The sequence below is a fragment of the Acinetobacter sp. 1125_18A genome, assembly GCF_052824985.1.
Window position 1 is genome coordinate 271,088 of the sequence record NZ_VTDG01000003.1, and the last position, 16,641, is coordinate 287,728.

Here is a 16,641-nt window from a genome sequence, read left to right on the forward strand (position 1 = left end):
CCTCAATAAAGCTTATTAATTATAATTAAATCACAAAAAACAAATGAATAAAGCATAACAAAATTAATTAATTGAGAACAGAATCACATTATTTTTAATTTTATATATTTATTCAAAAATGACATTTATAAATTAAATAAATCTATAAACCTTACATTATTAACCCAACAAAACTTAAAGCTTAAAAATACTTACATCACTAATTTTTAAATGTCTTAGACTGATATTTCAACTTGAACAATAGATGAGCAAACATTATGAGTAACGTTAATGCAAACGATATTAAAGAACATGCTTCAGTAATTGCTTCATGTGGTACACAGATCGGTAAGGTCGATCATCTTGAGGGATAAGATTCAATTAAATTGACTCGAAGTGATGATGAACATAATGAACATCATCTGATTCCATTAAGTTGGGTGAGTGAAATTAAAGATGGAAACGTAATTTTGAATAAAAATTCAGAAGAAGCAAGAAATGAGTGGCAAACATTATAGCTTTTACCTAAAATAATTTGCTATTTAAGGAATGCCAATCAATTTGATTGGCATTCTTGTCATCAAATCATCAGTTTTCAAATCTGGCTTATCTATCTAACTAAATTTAAAAAAAGTTTAAATCATTAATTAATTAAACTCGTTTTGTCTTTATAAATATATTTATCATATTCACGTTGATACTTTTTAGCTAAGCTTACTTTTTCATCATCTTTTAAAATTTTGCCAGATTGCTGGAAAAATTTATGCTCTTCTTCATCTAAATGATGATGTACAAGCTTTCGTAGCTGATTTGCTATACGTAACCAACTCGGATTATTGAGTTCTTTTTCAGTAAGTTGCTCAAGTAGCTCATCAATTTCGTGATGCTCAGACAGAGCATGCCTTGTAATATTCAAACCTGCATCTGTCATCATAAGAGGTATGTAAAAATACCTGTCTTCAGCCACTGCATGTGCAAATAATTCATTTTTCAGTAATAAGAAATAATGCTTTCTTTCTTCTGAGTTGCCACTGGTTTCAATTAATTTATCAGATAATTCTCTTTGCTTTTCATGACTAAACTTTAAGACATCAAATATGGTGAGTTGATTACTATGGCTCATACTCTTATCCTATCGAAAAATTCATTTAGTATTCAATCTTAGAGGATAAACTCATATTTATTATTGAACTCTTGTTTCAATAGTTTTTTAATTGTAATAACTGTTTATATTGTACGATCTATGAAATTCAAAAAATCATTAAGAAACCTAAATTGAGGGTATTTTTCTTCGCTGCATTCAAAGCACTACTCTCATTGTATTTAGCAATATAAAAACCATTCTTAACTCCTTCACCTTTACCAGAGTTAAGTAAAAGGGGCAGAAGATAAAATCATATCACCAAACTGGTACCTTAAAAAATATTAAAAGTGTATCTTATGGCAATACCACATTAAAAATACACTCTACTACTTCTTTTTAAAATCTTAGGGGTAGAGTTTATGTCTTTTCAGCATCATTCTAATGATTTTCTTCCCCCCATTATGGCTGGTTTAATTTCGGTCATTGTTAATTATGGTGGTACCTTTATTTTAATCTTCCAAGCTGCGCAGATGGCTGGTCTTAGCCCTGAACTCACTGCCTCATGGGTATGGTCTATTTCTATTGGGGTTGGTATCACAGGAATATTATTAAGTTGGTATACCCGCGAACCCATTATCACTGCATGGTCTACGCCTGCCGCTGCATTTTTAATTACGACGCTTGTAACCTTGCCATATTCCGAAGCAATTGGCGCATATTTACTTTCTGCACTGGCATTTGTGTTCTTGGGAATCACGGGCTATTTTGAAAAATTGATTGGTCTAATTCCAGCGGGTATTGCATCTGGTCTCTTGGCAGGTATTTTATTGCAATTTGGGATTGCAGCCTTTACCAATATGACAATTGATCCTTTTTTGGCTATTTCATTATTTTTTATTTACCTGATCACCAAGCGTTTTTCTACAAGATTTGCCATTATTAGTGTCTTGATTTTTGGCTTTATTTTCTTACTTTTACAATCACGGATTGATTTCTCTGGATTTGAACTAAAATTAGCCTCGCCTATTTTTACCACGCCAACTTTTTCTATAAACTCGATACTGAGTGTTGCCTTACCTTTATTTTTAATTACCTTAACAGGACAATATATGCCAGGTTTACTGGTTCTTAAAAATGATGGTTTTCACACCAATGCTAAACCGATTCTTATCGTGACAGGCTTAGGTTCGTTCCTCATGGCTCCGTTTGGTTCACATGCGTTTAATCTTGCTGCGATCACTGCTGCAATTTGCACTGGAAAGGAATCCCACGAAGATCCTTCAAAACGCTGGATTTCAGGGATTGCCGCAGGTGTATTTTATATTTTTGTTGGAATTTTTGGTGTAACGTTAGCAGCTGTCTTTGCAGCGTTTCCAGTCGCTTTTATAAGTACTCTAGCAGGACTTGCATTATTAGGTACAATTGCTGGAAGTCTTGCAAATGCGATGAGTGATATTGATTGCCGAGAAGCCTCACTCATTACCTTTCTCGCAACGACGGCCAATATCAGTTTATTTGGTGTTGGGGGTGCATTTTGGGGTTTGGTTTTAGGTCTAATTTCATATCTAGTACTCAATGGAAAATTCAAAACCAAGACAGTTTCTTGACCTTACTGGACTAAAGAACTGGTAGTGCTTATAAAACAATTATTTATAAACAGCATATTACCTTTAAATATGCTGTTTTAATTTATTCAGAGCCTAAAACTTCATTCTATAAACCCAGAGATCATTTGATTGACTACAGCCGGTTTTTCAGCATGTAACCAGTGCCCGACTTGTTCAATGACTTTAACTTGGCTATGACTAAACTGGGTTTCGATTGCAGAAAAATGTTCAGCTTTTGAAATATAGGGTGAGTTTCCACCTTTAATAAACAATGCTGGAATAGGATTCACCTGCTGATTTTCCCAGCTTAAAATATCAGCATAATGATTAAATAAGGCTTGGACATTAAACAGCCATTTCCCCTTACTGAATGATTTTAATAAAAATTGAATCACCATTTCTTCTTTTAAGTATTGACGCATAATCTCTGTAGCTTCTTTACGAGATTCAATCTGTGGATTTTCAACCGCAAATAAGGCTTTAAAAATTTGATCATGGTGATTTTCTTGATATGCAAAAGGTGTCATATCCAAGACAATCATTTTTTGCATACGATCTTGCGCTAAATCTGCAAGTTTCATTGCAATTTTTCCACCCATAGAATGTCCAATCGCAATAAACTTTTCAATATTTAAATGATCAAGTGTTTCCAAAACATCCTGAGCCATCAATTGATAATTCATTTCATCTGAATGTGCAGAATGGCCATGATTTCGAACATCAATTTGCAATAAGTTGAATTTACCTTGAAATTCACGTGCAATAATGCCCAAATTACTTAAACTTCCAAATAACCCGTGAATCAATACCAGTGTGGTTTTTTGAGTCCCATGGCTATCTTGAGCTTGATCGTATTGATAATTCAGTAACATTAAAAACCATCCAGAATTTAAATATTGCGCTTGCACTATGATGACAAGAAGAGAAATGCAGAACAATAGCTTTATCATTCATTAACAATACTGCGACTTAAAAACAATCAATATCTTAACTATCTCTCTTCCAATACCACACTTGATACACTGTTTAAGTTTTATCTTATTTATCCTCTATTTTGTAGAGAATACACATTTGGCTATAAATATAGACAAATGAGCGGTGGCCTTAATCTAAAGTTGAATAAATAATAAAAAATAAACCTCTATCTACTGTTGAGTCGGGGTTTGAATTACCTATATTATCAGACTTGATTTTTTCGATTGATTTAGGACTTTAGACCATGTTTCAACATGTAGATCCTTATGCAGGTGATCCAATTCTTTCTCTAATGGAAGCCTTTGGTAAGGATGAACGGACACACAAAGTAAATTTAAGTATTGGTCTTTATTATAATGAGGACACAATTGTTCCTCAGTTAGACGCTGTAAAAGCGGCTTTGAAAAATATTGAACCAAGCAATGACAAGGTAAAGCTTTATTTACCGATGGATGGTTCAAAGTCTTATAACGAAGCAACCCAGAAATTGGTTTTAGGTGCAGATAGCCAAGCACGTAAAGATGGCCGTGCAGTGACCATTCAAACCCTAGGCGGTTCTGGTGCACTTAAAGTTGGTGCAGATTTTCTAAAAAAATACTTTCCTGAATCTGATGTTTGGGTGAGCCAACCGACGTGGGAAAACCATATTGCGATTTTTAATGGTGCGGGAATCAATTCACATTTCTACCGTTATTTTGATGCAGCAACCAATGGTGTCAATATTGAAGGCATGTTAGAGGATTTACAGAAAATCCCTGCAAAAGGCATTGTTCTCCTTCACCCTTGTTGCCATAACCCAACAGGCGCAGATTTAACACCTGCTGAATGGGATCGTGTGATTGAAGTATTGAAAGCACGTGATTTAATTCCATTCCTCGATATTGCTTACCAAGGTTTTGGTCAAGGCTTAGAAGAAGATGCTTATGCAATTCGTGCTTTAGACAAGTCAGGATTGAATTTCATTATTAGCAATTCATTCTCTAAAATTTTCTCACTATATGGTGAGCGTGTTGGTGGCTTAAGCTTTATTTGTGATGACCAAGCAACTGCACAAAAAGTTTTAGGTCAGCTTAAAGCAACTGTACGCCGTATCTACTCAAGCCCACCTACAACGGGTGCCTTAGTGGTTGATAATGTATTGAATGATGTAACATTAACTGAAAAATGGCATGCAGAACTTAAAGAAATGCGTGAGCGTATCATCCAAATGCGCGAACTATTAAAAGCAAAATTAACTACTGCTTTACCTGGTCGTAATTTTGATTACCTTACAGAACAACAAGGCATGTTTAGCTATACAGGTTTAACTGCTGAACAAGTGGATATATTGAAAGATCAATATGCCATTTATTTGCTACGTAGTGGCCGTATGTGTGCAGCGGGCTTAAATTTAAAAAATATTGATTATGTAGCAACATCTGTTGCAGAAGTCATTAAAGCAACTGCTTAAATAAATTGATAAGCGTTGATTGAATCAATCAACTGCCACTTAACTCCCTTTTCATAAGGGAGTTAAGTTTTTGAGATGATTCTTTTTTAAATGAGTATTTTAAAAGCTTAACATTGACATACAGATTTATTTTTATACAATAAGCATTCTTATCCCCTTTCTTAAAAGAGTAACGCCAATGAAGTAAGTCATTTTCTCATCATTATTTATTTAATTTTTGATGTGCAAAATAGATTCTACTCAAGGCTACGCTTATCTTTTGGTTCTGATACCTTATTTACGATAAATTAAATAATCTACTGTTATTTAAAGCTTTTATTACATACTATTTTGTGCATCCTCTATATGAGGATCATTGAATGCAACAAGCATGTATTATTTCAAATTTGAGTTTGGCATTCCCCACCCAAACAATGTTTACGCAACTAAATTTTGTGCTTTTTTCAGGGCAAACTTCTGCTGTGATTGGCCGTAATGGTTTGGGAAAATCATTACTTTTTAAACTATTACACCTACAACAGCATTCAGATTTAGCCTATTCAGGTCAAATTACATGGCATATCCAACATGATTATTTAGCACAATTACAACGACTAGATGCCAAAACTATAGCTGAAGCTTTAGACATTGCTCATCTACATAATGCTTTTGAACGTATTGAAAACAGTAGTGCAAGTTTTGAAGATTATGATTTGGTGGAAAACTGTTGGGATTTACCTCAAAAATGGCAACAAATTTTAAGCAATGCACAACTGCCGCTTGATTTAAATTTTCCCATACAATACTTAAGTGAAGGTCAAAAAACCAAGCTGGCTTTGTGTCGCTTATTTCTAAAGCAAGATCATTATCTACTTTTAGATGAGCCAAGTAATCATTTAGATACCATGGCAAGAAAATGGCTAATTGAATCGATTCAGGCACATAAAGCGGGTGTTTGTATTATTAGTCATGATCTTCAATTGCTGAATCAAGTGCAGCATATTTACGCTTTAACCGCGCAAGGTTTGCAGCATGTTTCGGGAAATTATGCTGATTATGTTCAACAGCACTTACAACAAATCCATGCCTTAACTCAGTCTATTCAACAAGAAAAACGTGAATTTAAACAGTTAAAGCAACAACAGCATGATAGTTTAATGAAAGCACAAAAGCGTCAACGTAAAGGTGCTCAATTGCGTGACTCGAACTCTCAAGCCAAGATCCTACTGGATTTTAAAAAAGAGCAAGCTGGGCAAAGTTTTGGGAAATTACGTGCACAGCAAATTCGCCAAGCTAATGAAACACAGAGCAGTTTACAGGAGAAACAAACAGCATTAGAAAAAATTAAACCACAACGATTTGACTTTCAATTTCAATCATCTAAGCAAGGTGAAATTTTAAGAATTCACGATTTACAATTGCCTTATGCCACCACACAGAACATAAAGTTGTCACTCCAAGCCGGTGAAAAAATCCAGCTTAAAGGGGCAAATGGCGTGGGTAAATCCACCTTATTAAAAATAATTGATCAATCACAAAGTACTGAAATTTTCTTTACTGGGCAAAGTTTATATTTGGATCAAAATTTTAGTTTACTCAATGATGATCTTTCTGTGATCGAGAATTTAGCGAAATTTAATCCAGATCTGCTGGAGGTCGAATGGCGAAATTTATTAGGTCAACTGCGGATCCGCCGCGAAAAAGCACTCTTAAAATTGGGGCAACTCAGTGGTGGTGAAAAACTTAAAGTTGCATTACTTGGAATAAGTCAGCATCATCAAAATATTGATTTATTGTTATTGGATGAACCTGAAAATCACTTAGACATCGAGTCACGAGAATTACTTGCGCAAGCCATTGAGCAATTTAAAGGTGCTGTCATTCTGGTCTCTCATGATGATTGTTTTGTTAAGCAAGCTGGAATAAATGAAGCATTTTTACTGAGTTAAAAGTATTATTTCATTCTGATCATTTTGAAAAACTTTCCGCCAATGGTTTATTGCCCATATGGCGGATTTCATTGGTCAAGATGTTAAATTGATGTTGTAAGGCATTTATCCAACTTTTTCAGCAAAGCCAAGAATATAGCCATTCAGATCTTTTAAATAGAATTCTTGCATACCATACCATGTTGTTTTTAGTTCAGTGAGCTGAAGATTTTTATGCTTTAGTGCTAAATAAAATTCATTAATACCCTCTACTTCCATATAAAAAGATACTGTTGCTCCAATAGCTAGCCCTTTTGAAAAAACAACATCATTTTTAAAGGTATCAGAACGTTGAAACATAAATTCCACGTTATCCCTCTGTACCAGAGCATAAACATATTCTTTATTTTCTAGAAAAGTTTGATCGATTCCATCTTGTGATTCCGGAACCGCCATGATCAGATTAAAGCCTAGGTTTTCTGTGTAAAAAGCCGTTGTTTTTTTAATATCAGTCACTTCAAAGTTTGGAGAAATTTTGCAAATTTTCATTTTTAATTCATCTTTAAATGTAAGTTATAGAATTATTGCCTTTCATCCATTTTTGATAATTGTAAAAATCGGTCGTTTTTGTTTTTACTTAACGCTTTGGGCGTTACCCCAGTATATTTTTTAATTTCTTTGATAAAATGCGCTAGATCAAAATAGTCAGAATTTGGATTTAGATTACCATTTGAAATTTCTGGGTAAGTCGCATTGCAACGTACAATACTTAAAAATTCCTTGAATGTAATACCGAAATTGGATTGAAAATATCTATTTATTTGCCTGCTACTCCAAAAAATGCTATTGGAAATTTCAGACACCGATGTAGATTTTTTTTGATACACGATTTCAAATAGTTTTAATTTTCTGCGATCAATGGGCTTTAAGAATTTTATTGAAGCGTCTAAATTGTTCGTTATTTCAGAAACAAATTTATCAAACTCGTCTGAATGATACTCGTCAATTCTCCAAAAAAACTCAGGTAAATTTATCGTCATATCTAAAATAGATTTTATCGGTGTTCTAAATATATACTCAAGGGCTAACAGCTTGAATCTGATTGCAAAGAACTTGGTGTTTTTAGAAATTTGTATGTCTTTTGGTCTTGTCCATATTCCAGTCAGTTTTACTTTTGTTAAATTTCCATCTACGAACTCGATAATTAAGTCAAAGTAACCATCTGGCAAAATGGTATGCTGAACATCTATTCCCATAGTTTCGTAATACCAAAAACACTTCACAAAATTACTCAAAAATCCATTTGGTTCAATTTCCCTGTATTTCATTTTAGTATCTCTCTAAAGTGACATATAACGACAAGAATATGAATTTCAATTGAGGGACAAAACTTGTATTTTTTATTTCAATCCAGCTATCACAAGCTAAAAGCAAACTTCCAATCTACTCAAAATATTTGCAGTGTTAAGCCTCCCCATATGCAAAATCCAAATATTATTTTTGCTTCTCATCTATAAGCTGAAAACATAATTTATCAATGTTTTTCGTTTTTGGATGAAAAGCTGAGAGGTTAGATAGCACAATAACAGCAGTCTTATCCTCAACATTTATAGCCATTGAAGATGAATAGCCACCAGTTCCGCCATTGTGCCAAACCAAATCTTTTCCTTTTTGTGATTTCAACAAATGCCAAGCTAAACCGATTTTCATATCTTTGTTCATTTCAAAGGTCGGTGTACGCGTTAAAGTCAATTCGGTATTTTTAGGATCGAATTGTGCGATTGCAAATTTTGCTAAATCCTCTGTGGTTGATAATAGCCCGCCAGCACCAAACAAAACGTCAAAATCCCAATTTGATACGATTTGTCCATCAGGATTTTGTCCCTTTACTAACTTATTATCTAGATTTTGCGAGTTTACAAATGAGTTTTTCATTGTGTATTTATCAAAAATTCTCTTTTGTAATAATGTTTGAAAGCTTTTTCCTTGTGATACGCCAAGCGTATAGCCTAATAACCCCGCCCCTAAATTAGAATAAACATATTTTTTTTCAGGCTCATTTTCAATTTTCAAATCATCTTTAAGGTATTATTCAATCTGACTTTTACCATAATCTTTGTAGGGATTGCTTTGATTCGATAAATCTAGATTCTCAGGTAAGCGTGGTAAACCGGAGGTATGATTAGCCAAGTCTTTAAAATTCAGTTGAGTGTTATTTTTAAATTTTAAAGATGGATAAAATGGATTGATTTCATCTGTTAATTTAATTTTTCCTTCATCAACAAGCGAAGCTAAAACGGTCGATGTAAAAACTTTCGTAATAGAACCAATTTCAAAAACCTTATTCTGGTTTTCAATCGGTTTGATCTTGCCATCAGTTTTGATAACCCCATAATATTTCACTTTTTGATTTTGAACGACTGCAATAGAAAGTTGCGTATTATTTGGAAAATTTTGGCTATTCGAAAAAATGATGTCTGAGATTTCTTTTGGATAAGCGTTAAGTGCATTCACAGTATTACTACTGTTTATCTCTTTTTGGACTTCATTAGGCTTCATAATAAGTCCCTTGATATGATTTTCTTGATCAAGCGAAATATTGACCGTTAACACCATTTTCTCAAACTTGGTTTTATAACTTTGATAAGTTCCTTGTTGATTGCTGAGAAATTCTTTACTTTCAATTTTTCCTGCCTGAGATTTTAATCCTGAGAAAAATTGCTTTGTCTTTTCAAGTGGCAATGTCTTTTTCATTTCAGCAGAAAATTCATCATAAATTTTTTCATACTGATCAGCATTATAGTTGTTTATAAAATTGTCCATGGCAATTTTATAGTTTTCACTCTGAGCAAATATTGAGTTTGATATCAAAATCGCAAATAGGATTAAAAATAGTCTTTTCATAAGGTTTTAATAATAGCTAATGAATTAAAGTCTTGTGCTCTAACGCTACACATCTAAAAGTACAGCTTAAAACATAACAAAAAAACTGCTTTAAGCAAGTATTATCTGTCACTCAGTAGCAAAACATTGTTATTTTAGTTTTTTATAATGATTGTTCTATGTCGAATAGATGAAGCGAATTTGTTAAATTAAACTTTAAAATGATGATTGAATAAATCAGTATTTATTCAATCATATAAGACTTAAATTTGTGTCATTAACCACAAGTCGCTTGGGTAATTTTTTTGGTCGCAGGATCTACAGTTACCGTCACACGTTCAATACGATAATCCATAGTTACCCCTTGATTTGGCGCAACTTTACGTACGATTGATGCCTGTGTAAGCTGCTTAATTTTCGCTTCAGACATATCATTTTGTCCAATCAATTGAGTTGCGCGTTCAGCAACACATGTCGTTTGAGTGTTTTGTGCTGTTTGATCTTGCGTTGCATTGGTTTGAAGCGAAGAACATGCTGATACAGTTAAAGCCATGATACCAAGACCTAAAATTGCAACATTTTTCATAAGACGACCTATTTTGATTTTTTGCTTTAAAGCCATAACATAACAAAAAAAGATAAGCTTAGAAAATTAGTATATAAAACTCATACATTTATCATGCAAATAAAAACCAGTGATACATGATGTATCACTGGTTCTTGGTCGTGCTCAGTATTTAAGCTTAAAAGTTAATCACTGTACGGATTGATTTACCTTCATGCATTAAATCAAATGCTTCATTAATTTTATCTAAGCCCATTGTATGGGTAACAAAAGGTGCAAGTTGAATATCACCTTTCATCGCATCTTCAACCATACCCGGCAATTGTGTACGGCCTTTTACCCCACCAAATGCGGTTCCTTTCCATGTACGACCAGTCACAAGCTGGAACGGACGGGTAGAAATTTCTTGACCTGCACCTGCTACACCAATGATAACTGATTGTCCCCAACCACGATGAGCACATTCAAGTGCTGAACGCATTACATTGACATTGCCGATACATTCAAATGAATGGTCTACACCCCAACCTGTCATTTCAACAATCACTTCTTGAACAGGTTTGTCATAGTCTTTGGGATTAACGAAATCAGTCGCACCAAACTCTTCTGCCAATTTAAATTTTTCAGGATTGGTATCAACAACAATGATACGGCCTGCTTTCGCTTGGCGCGCACCTTGTACAACAGCCAAACCAATACCACCTAAACCAAATACAGCAACTGAATCGCCTTCTTGTACTTTTGCCGTGTTATGGACTGCACCAATCCCTGTCGTTACACCACAACCCAGTAAACAAACATGTTCAGGATTTGCCTCTGGGTTAATTTTAGCCAATGAAACTTCAGCAACGACAGTATATTCACTAAAAGTTGAACACCCCATATAGTGGTAAATAGGTTCACCATTATAAGAAAAACGTGTCGTTCCATCAGGCATAACCCCTTTACCTTGAGTAGCACGGACGGCTGTACACAGGTTGGTTTTGCCTGATTTACAGAATAAGCATTCGCCACATTCTGCCGTATATAAAGGAATCACATGATCCCCAGGTTTTACTGAAGTTACCCCTTCACCAACTTCGACAACAATACCAGCCCCTTCATGACCTAAAACTGCTGGAAATACGCCTTCTGGATCATCACCTGATAAAGTAAATGCATCTGTATGACAAACCCCTGTATGGGTAATTTTAACAAGGACTTCGCCTTTTTGTGGGGGAGCAACATCAATTTCCACAATTTCTAAAGGTTTTCCTGGACCAAATGCAACAGCAGCACGTGATTTCATAGCTAAATATCCTAATAGGTTTGTGTTTTAACAGTTGGACTACAGTAACCTTTTTCTCTTTACAGATTCAACCATTAACTTGATGATATGATTTAGTAAAATTTAAAGTACTCATTGAAAGAATGAATCATTCAAAGACTTCACTTGCCTTCGTTATTTTGGCTTTTTCAATCACTGGATGCAGTTTACCTATGAATCAACCAGAACAAGAACAACAAGTTAAAGTATATGCAGAGCAATGGATCAATGAGCCTGAAGCAAAACAGATGCTTACTCAAGGGCTCACTGCATATTTAGCCATGAATGATGCTTTCCAAAGTATAGCGTCACGTATCCATCTGATTCGAAAAGCCAAATATACACTTGATTTACAATACTATATTTGGGCAGATGATTTTATTGGCAATTTAATGCTACACGAATTGCTTAAAGCTGCTGACCGCGGTGTAAAAGTACGCTTATTAATCGATGATCAAAATGGAACAAAAATAGATCGACAATTAAGTGCATTGCTAAGACATCCAAACATTTCGATCAAATTATACAATCCTTATAAATTCCGACACTTTCGTGTAATGGATTATATTTTTAGAATGAACAGAATCAACCATCGAATGCACAATAAATTAATTATTGCTGATGGTGCAATTGCTGTGACAGGCGGGCGAAATATCAGCAGTGAATATTTTGATGCCAATGAATCTTTCCAGTTTACCGATATGGATATTTTATTTTTTGGTAAAGCGGTCAATCGTGCAAATGAAGTTTTTACCGATTTTTGGAATTTTCAATTAAGCTATCCGATTGATCAATTTATTCATAAAGGTTCTGAACACGATTTATTAACTTTGCGAAAAAGCTTTGAACGACTTGAACAAGCTGAACATACGACAGATGAAAAAGTAAATCTTGAGCAGAAAGAACTCGCCAATGAGCTTAATCAAAATAAAATCAATTGGGCTTATGCCGATTTTCTGGCAGATTCTCCAAAGAAAAGTTTAGGACAAGCACACGGCAATGAATTAATTTCACACCAAATTCACCAACATTTGGGTGACCCCAAACAAGAAATGGATTTGATTGCCGCTTATTTTGTTCCTACAAAAAATGGGACGGATTTTATTAACCAATTCCCTAAACAAAATGTCAAAGTGAGAATTTTAACCAACTCCTTTATGGCAAATGATGTTGCGCTTGTCCATGCGTTTTATCAAAAGTATCGAGTTGACCTGCTTAAAGGAGGCGCAAAACTTTATGAATTTAAACCCTATATAGAACGCAATCGCCGTACTTGGTATGAGGTCCTCACAGGAAATATCATTCCGAAAAAAGGCAAAAATAAATCCAGTTTGCATGCAAAATTTATCAATATTGATGACAAAGTCTTTATTGGTTCATTTAACCTAGATCCAAGATCATTCAATATCAATACCGAAGTTGGACTGGTTGTTCAATCAGATCCTTTACAGGAACAAATTTCAAATCTATTGGATCAAACCCTATTTAGGGTTGCTTATGAGTTAAAACTTAATCCGCAAGGTGAGCTGATCTGGTTAGATCATCGTGCTGATGGCAAAGTGATTGAATATAAAGTTGACCCTGAAACAACACGATTCCAACGATTTGTCATGTATAGCGTCTCATATTTGCCACTTGAATGGATGATGTAAGTTTAATGTAATGACAACCTGCATACTAAATGTATTACAATCTTAAGACTATAAATAACACTCAAACAGACAGAGTCCTTTGATCTCTTTAACCAGTTCTATGTCAGTAAAGCCTGCATATTTTAAGCTTTGAAAATGTTCATGTTTCGACATATACAAGTCATTATTGCTCATCGCATCTGATGCAAAAATATGGTCACAGACCAAATACAGAGCATCACGTTTTAATAATGTCTTTACTTGTTGATGAAATTGATTTGCATAGTTTTTATGGCGTAACTCATGTAAAGCTTGATGAATAATGATGGCATCATATTGTCCAAGCTGATCGCGCCAATCTTCATTTTTAAAATCAGCAATCAGATATTGCACTCTGCCTGACTCAGAAGAAAGTAGCTTACTTTTAGAAAGATCATGCATTGCATCAGAGAAATCTAGCGCTGTATATTCAATATCAGCACACTGGCTAAGTAAATGTTTGGCAAGAAAACCAGGACCTGAACCTATTTCTAAAATATTGAACTGCGCGTTTTGATCAGTTTGATAGTGTTTCTCTTTGGCTGCTTTTTGAATTAAATTCACATAATAGTCAAAAAACTCATAACGCCATGGGCGTTTTTCATTGGCTTCATTAGCCCATTGCAAAGCATCTTGCGGATTTTTTAAATCAATTGGACTTGGTACATCCTGAACACTCATTATAATTATTCCACTGAAATCAATATAAATTTGCTTACTATTTACCCATATTTTAAAGCAATAAGGAAAAGGATTTTCGCTAACTTTGTAAGTTATTTATTTTTAACTGCTGAATTGACATTGCTAAGATATCAAAGACCTTTTTATCCACGCATTGTGCAACATTAAAGCGCATGAACTGTCCTGCATTTTCAGCTTGGCTAAAAGAATTACCCGGTGCAAGAATTACGCCCTGTTTGAGACATAATTTTGATAATTCCGCCGCATGTATACCATCTGGCAATTTGCACCATAAAAAAATCCCTGCTGTTGGCACAATCCACGGTTTTATACCGAGTTGCCCCAACTTTTGCATCATTTCATTGCTGACTTTAAGCAAATGTTTCTTTAACCAATCTAAATGTTTAGGATAACTGCTGTCCATTAAAGCCTGATAAATAATTTCTGCATTTAAATGACTATTGCTAAAGTTGGTCGCAATTCTTAAATCTATTAATTGATCAATCAGCTCAGTCTCCGCAATGATATAACCGCAACGAATCGCTGCTGAAAGGGTTTTGGTAAAACTGCCAATCTGAATGACATGTTTAAAACCGGCTAATGAAGCATAACGTGGTGCGGGTGTATATTCAAAATCAGCAAAAATTTCATCTTCAATAATCAATAAATCAGTTTTCTCAACCAGCTTGGAAATTTGATAAACCGTTTGTAGCGAAATCGTGGCTCCTGTTGGGTTATGAATCCCTGAATTGGTTAAATAGATTTTTGGCTTTAAATTCAGTGCTTGTTCAAATTTCTCTACATCTGGTCCCGTTTCTGTAAACGGAATTGGAACGGCTTTTAAATGATGGGCCTTAATCAAAGCGCGGAAATTAAAATAGCAAGGATCATCAATCAAGATCACATCACCTGCGCTAAGCAGGTGTCTGAAAATTAAATCAATGGACTGGGTTGCTGAGTCAGTAATAAGAATTTGATTCAGTTTGAATTTTAAATCATACAGTTCTTTTTTTCTGGCAATAAATTTACGCAACTCCAAATGTCCATGCGGTGTTGCATAATCGGTGAGCATGATGATTTCAGACTTAGCAGCTTGTTTTAACGCTTTACGGATTGATTGTTCAGGCATCCAAGTAGTGGGTAACCAGCCACAACCCGGTTTTAGCACATCCGTCTTCGCCTCTAATGACTGCCTTGAAATCCATAAAGGATCTATTTCACGTTGATACTGTATTTCAGTATCAATCATTTGCATCGGTTCAGCTTTACCTAATACATAGTAACCAGAACCAAGACGAGATTCTAAAACACCTTCCGCAACTAATCTGGCATAGGCTTCAACGATCGTTGAAACAGAACAGTTTGTTTGTGTAGCAAACTGTCGGACTGAAGGTAAGCGTGAACCTGCAATCAAACTTTTATTCGAAATTTGATTTTTAATCATCAGCACTGTTTGTTCAATTTTAGTTTTTGCCATTTAAAACCACATATTTTAAAGATAAGAAATCTGAAAAAACTCGTTAGATTGAGTAGAATTGTACTGGTAAAAATAGCATAACAGTTATTTAAAATTGTACTGTAGTGTACATATATATTTCCAGTAAATAGCGCTTAAATCATTATAAATTGACTGAGTAATTGATGATGGATAAAACAAATATTGGCTGGCTAAATGGTTTTATTGGTGTAGCGATTTTTGCTGGCTCTTTGCCTGCAACCCGCATTGCCGTCATGGGGTTTAGTCCAGAATTTTTAACCACAGCTCGGGCAGCGATTGCAGGAAGTATTGCTTTAATCTGCCTGTTTATTTTACAGCAATCAAAACCCTCTTTTGCCCAATTTAAATCATTGGTTATTGTAGCTTTAGGTGTGGTGATTGGTTTTCCTCTATTTACCGCATTGGCTTTACAAACAGTATCCTCGGCACATGCTATTGTCTTTGTTGGTCTCTTGCCTTTATCGACTGCAATTTTTGCAGTTTTACGCGGGGGTGAAAAACCAGCTACACAATTTTGGTTATTTGCCTTAATTGGCAGCGCCATTGTGGTTGGATTTATGTTCTATGAAAACCGTAATTTAAGTTTTAGTGTGGGTGATCTCTATATGCTTGCATCAATTGTTGTCTGTGGATTGGGTTATGCTGAAGGTGGAAAGCTTTCAAGAGAACTGGGTGGATGGCAAGTGATTTGTTGGGCTTTAGTCGTTGCATTACCCTTAATGCTTATCTCAAGTCTATATTACCTACCATCAAGCTTTGCAAATATTCATTGGCCTGAAACAATTGGTTTAATCTATGTGTCACTGTTTAGTATGTTGATTGGCTTTATTTTTTGGTACAAAGGTTTAGCGTTGGGCGGAATTGCCAAAGTTGGACAAATTCAATTGGTACAACCGTTTATTGGTTTAATGCTTTCAGCGGTTCTATTGGGTGAGCATGTAAGTTTTGCAATGATTGTTGTTTGTTTTGCAGTTGTGATCTGTGTTGCTTTGGCAAAACGATTTACATAGAAAATGGAAAGGCTTAAAGCATTATT

The 16,641-nt window shown here is 34.8% G+C and carries 13 protein-coding genes and 2 pseudogenes; 6 read left to right on the plus strand and 9 right to left on the minus strand.

Annotated features, from left to right (window positions below):
• Nucleotides 1-257 precede the first annotated feature (257 nt).
• Nucleotides 258-497: pseudogene (locus tag FY049_RS06805) on the plus strand (DUF2171 domain-containing protein).
• Between the two features lie 125 nt (nucleotides 498-622).
• Here FY049_RS06805 and FY049_RS06810 read toward each other — a convergent pair.
• On the minus strand, nucleotides 623-1,102 hold the full coding sequence (locus tag FY049_RS06810; protein ID WP_446083410.1) for a hemerythrin domain-containing protein: 480 nt from the start codon (nucleotides 1,100-1,102) through the stop codon (nucleotides 623-625).
• A gap of 380 nt (nucleotides 1,103-1,482) precedes the next feature.
• Between FY049_RS06810 and FY049_RS06815 the strand changes: the two genes are divergently transcribed.
• Nucleotides 1,483-2,670 carry a benzoate/H(+) symporter BenE family transporter gene (locus FY049_RS06815; RefSeq protein WP_446083411.1) on the plus strand — a complete coding sequence of 396 codons (1,188 nt, stop codon included), beginning with the start codon at nucleotides 1,483-1,485 and terminating at the stop codon, nucleotides 2,668-2,670.
• Nucleotides 2,671-2,771: 101 nt separating this feature from the next.
• Here FY049_RS06815 and FY049_RS06820 read toward each other — a convergent pair whose 3' ends face one another.
• Complete coding sequence (locus FY049_RS06820; RefSeq protein ID WP_446083412.1) at nucleotides 2,772-3,542, minus strand: alpha/beta fold hydrolase; 771 nt, start codon at nucleotides 3,540-3,542, stop codon at nucleotides 2,772-2,774.
• Between the two features lie 347 nt (nucleotides 3,543-3,889).
• On the opposite strand from FY049_RS06820, the gene FY049_RS06825 reads away from it, so the two are divergent.
• Together FY049_RS06825 and FY049_RS06830 are read left to right on the plus strand one after the other, a co-directional pair.
• Nucleotides 3,890-5,095 (plus strand): amino acid aminotransferase, encoded by a 1,206-nt coding sequence (locus FY049_RS06825; RefSeq protein ID WP_446083413.1) that lies wholly within the window; start codon nucleotides 3,890-3,892, stop codon nucleotides 5,093-5,095.
• A gap of 359 nt (nucleotides 5,096-5,454) precedes the next feature.
• Nucleotides 5,455-7,023 (plus strand): ATP-binding cassette domain-containing protein, encoded by a 1,569-nt coding sequence (locus tag FY049_RS06830; protein WP_446083414.1) that lies wholly within the window; start codon nucleotides 5,455-5,457, stop codon nucleotides 7,021-7,023.
• A 105-nt stretch (nucleotides 7,024-7,128) separates the two neighbouring features.
• Here the strand turns inward: FY049_RS06830 and FY049_RS06835 are convergent, their stop codons facing one another.
• The 5 genes and pseudogenes from FY049_RS06835 to FY049_RS06855 all read right to left on the minus strand — a co-directional run bounded on the left by FY049_RS06835 (nucleotide 7,129) and on the right by FY049_RS06855 (nucleotide 11,738).
• Nucleotides 7,129-7,551, minus strand: a complete 423-nt coding sequence (locus FY049_RS06835) for a VOC family protein (protein ID WP_224965472.1) — start codon at nucleotides 7,549-7,551, stop codon at nucleotides 7,129-7,131.
• 32 nt (nucleotides 7,552-7,583) lie between these two features.
• Nucleotides 7,584-8,330, minus strand: a complete 747-nt coding sequence (locus tag FY049_RS06840; protein WP_446083415.1) for a DUF6597 domain-containing transcriptional factor — start codon at nucleotides 8,328-8,330, stop codon at nucleotides 7,584-7,586.
• 166 nt (nucleotides 8,331-8,496) lie between these two features.
• A pseudogene (locus FY049_RS06845) lies at nucleotides 8,497-9,906 on the minus strand (serine hydrolase).
• 256 nt (nucleotides 9,907-10,162) lie between these two features.
• Nucleotides 10,163-10,471 carry an I78 family peptidase inhibitor gene (locus FY049_RS06850; RefSeq protein WP_224965470.1) on the minus strand — a complete coding sequence of 103 codons (309 nt, stop codon included), beginning with the start codon at nucleotides 10,469-10,471 and terminating at the stop codon, nucleotides 10,163-10,165.
• 157 nt (nucleotides 10,472-10,628) lie between these two features.
• Nucleotides 10,629-11,738 carry an S-(hydroxymethyl)glutathione dehydrogenase/class III alcohol dehydrogenase gene (locus FY049_RS06855; RefSeq protein ID WP_004720535.1) on the minus strand — a complete coding sequence of 370 codons (1,110 nt, stop codon included), beginning with the start codon at nucleotides 11,736-11,738 and terminating at the stop codon, nucleotides 10,629-10,631.
• A 191-nt stretch (nucleotides 11,739-11,929) separates the two neighbouring features.
• Between FY049_RS06855 and FY049_RS06860 the strand changes: the two genes are divergently transcribed.
• Entirely contained in the window at nucleotides 11,930-13,408 is a 1,479-nt protein-coding gene (locus tag FY049_RS06860; protein ID WP_446083416.1) for a phospholipase D family protein, read from the plus strand.
• A gap of 48 nt (nucleotides 13,409-13,456) precedes the next feature.
• Here the strand turns inward: FY049_RS06860 and FY049_RS06865 are convergent, their stop codons facing one another.
• On the minus strand, nucleotides 13,457-14,107 hold the full coding sequence (locus FY049_RS06865) for a class I SAM-dependent methyltransferase (protein WP_446083417.1): 651 nt from the start codon (nucleotides 14,105-14,107) through the stop codon (nucleotides 13,457-13,459).
• 79 nt (nucleotides 14,108-14,186) lie between these two features.
• The gene (locus tag FY049_RS06870; protein ID WP_446083418.1) at nucleotides 14,187-15,584 is read right to left on the minus strand and encodes an aminotransferase-like domain-containing protein; all 1,398 of its coding nucleotides are present in this window, start codon (nucleotides 15,582-15,584) and stop codon (nucleotides 14,187-14,189) included.
• A 167-nt stretch (nucleotides 15,585-15,751) separates the two neighbouring features.
• Here FY049_RS06870 and FY049_RS06875 point away from each other — a divergent pair, with 167 nt between their 5' ends.
• On the plus strand, nucleotides 15,752-16,615 hold the full coding sequence (locus FY049_RS06875) for a DMT family transporter (protein WP_446083497.1): 864 nt from the start codon (nucleotides 15,752-15,754) through the stop codon (nucleotides 16,613-16,615).
• The last annotated feature ends 26 nt before the right edge of the window (nucleotides 16,616-16,641 follow it).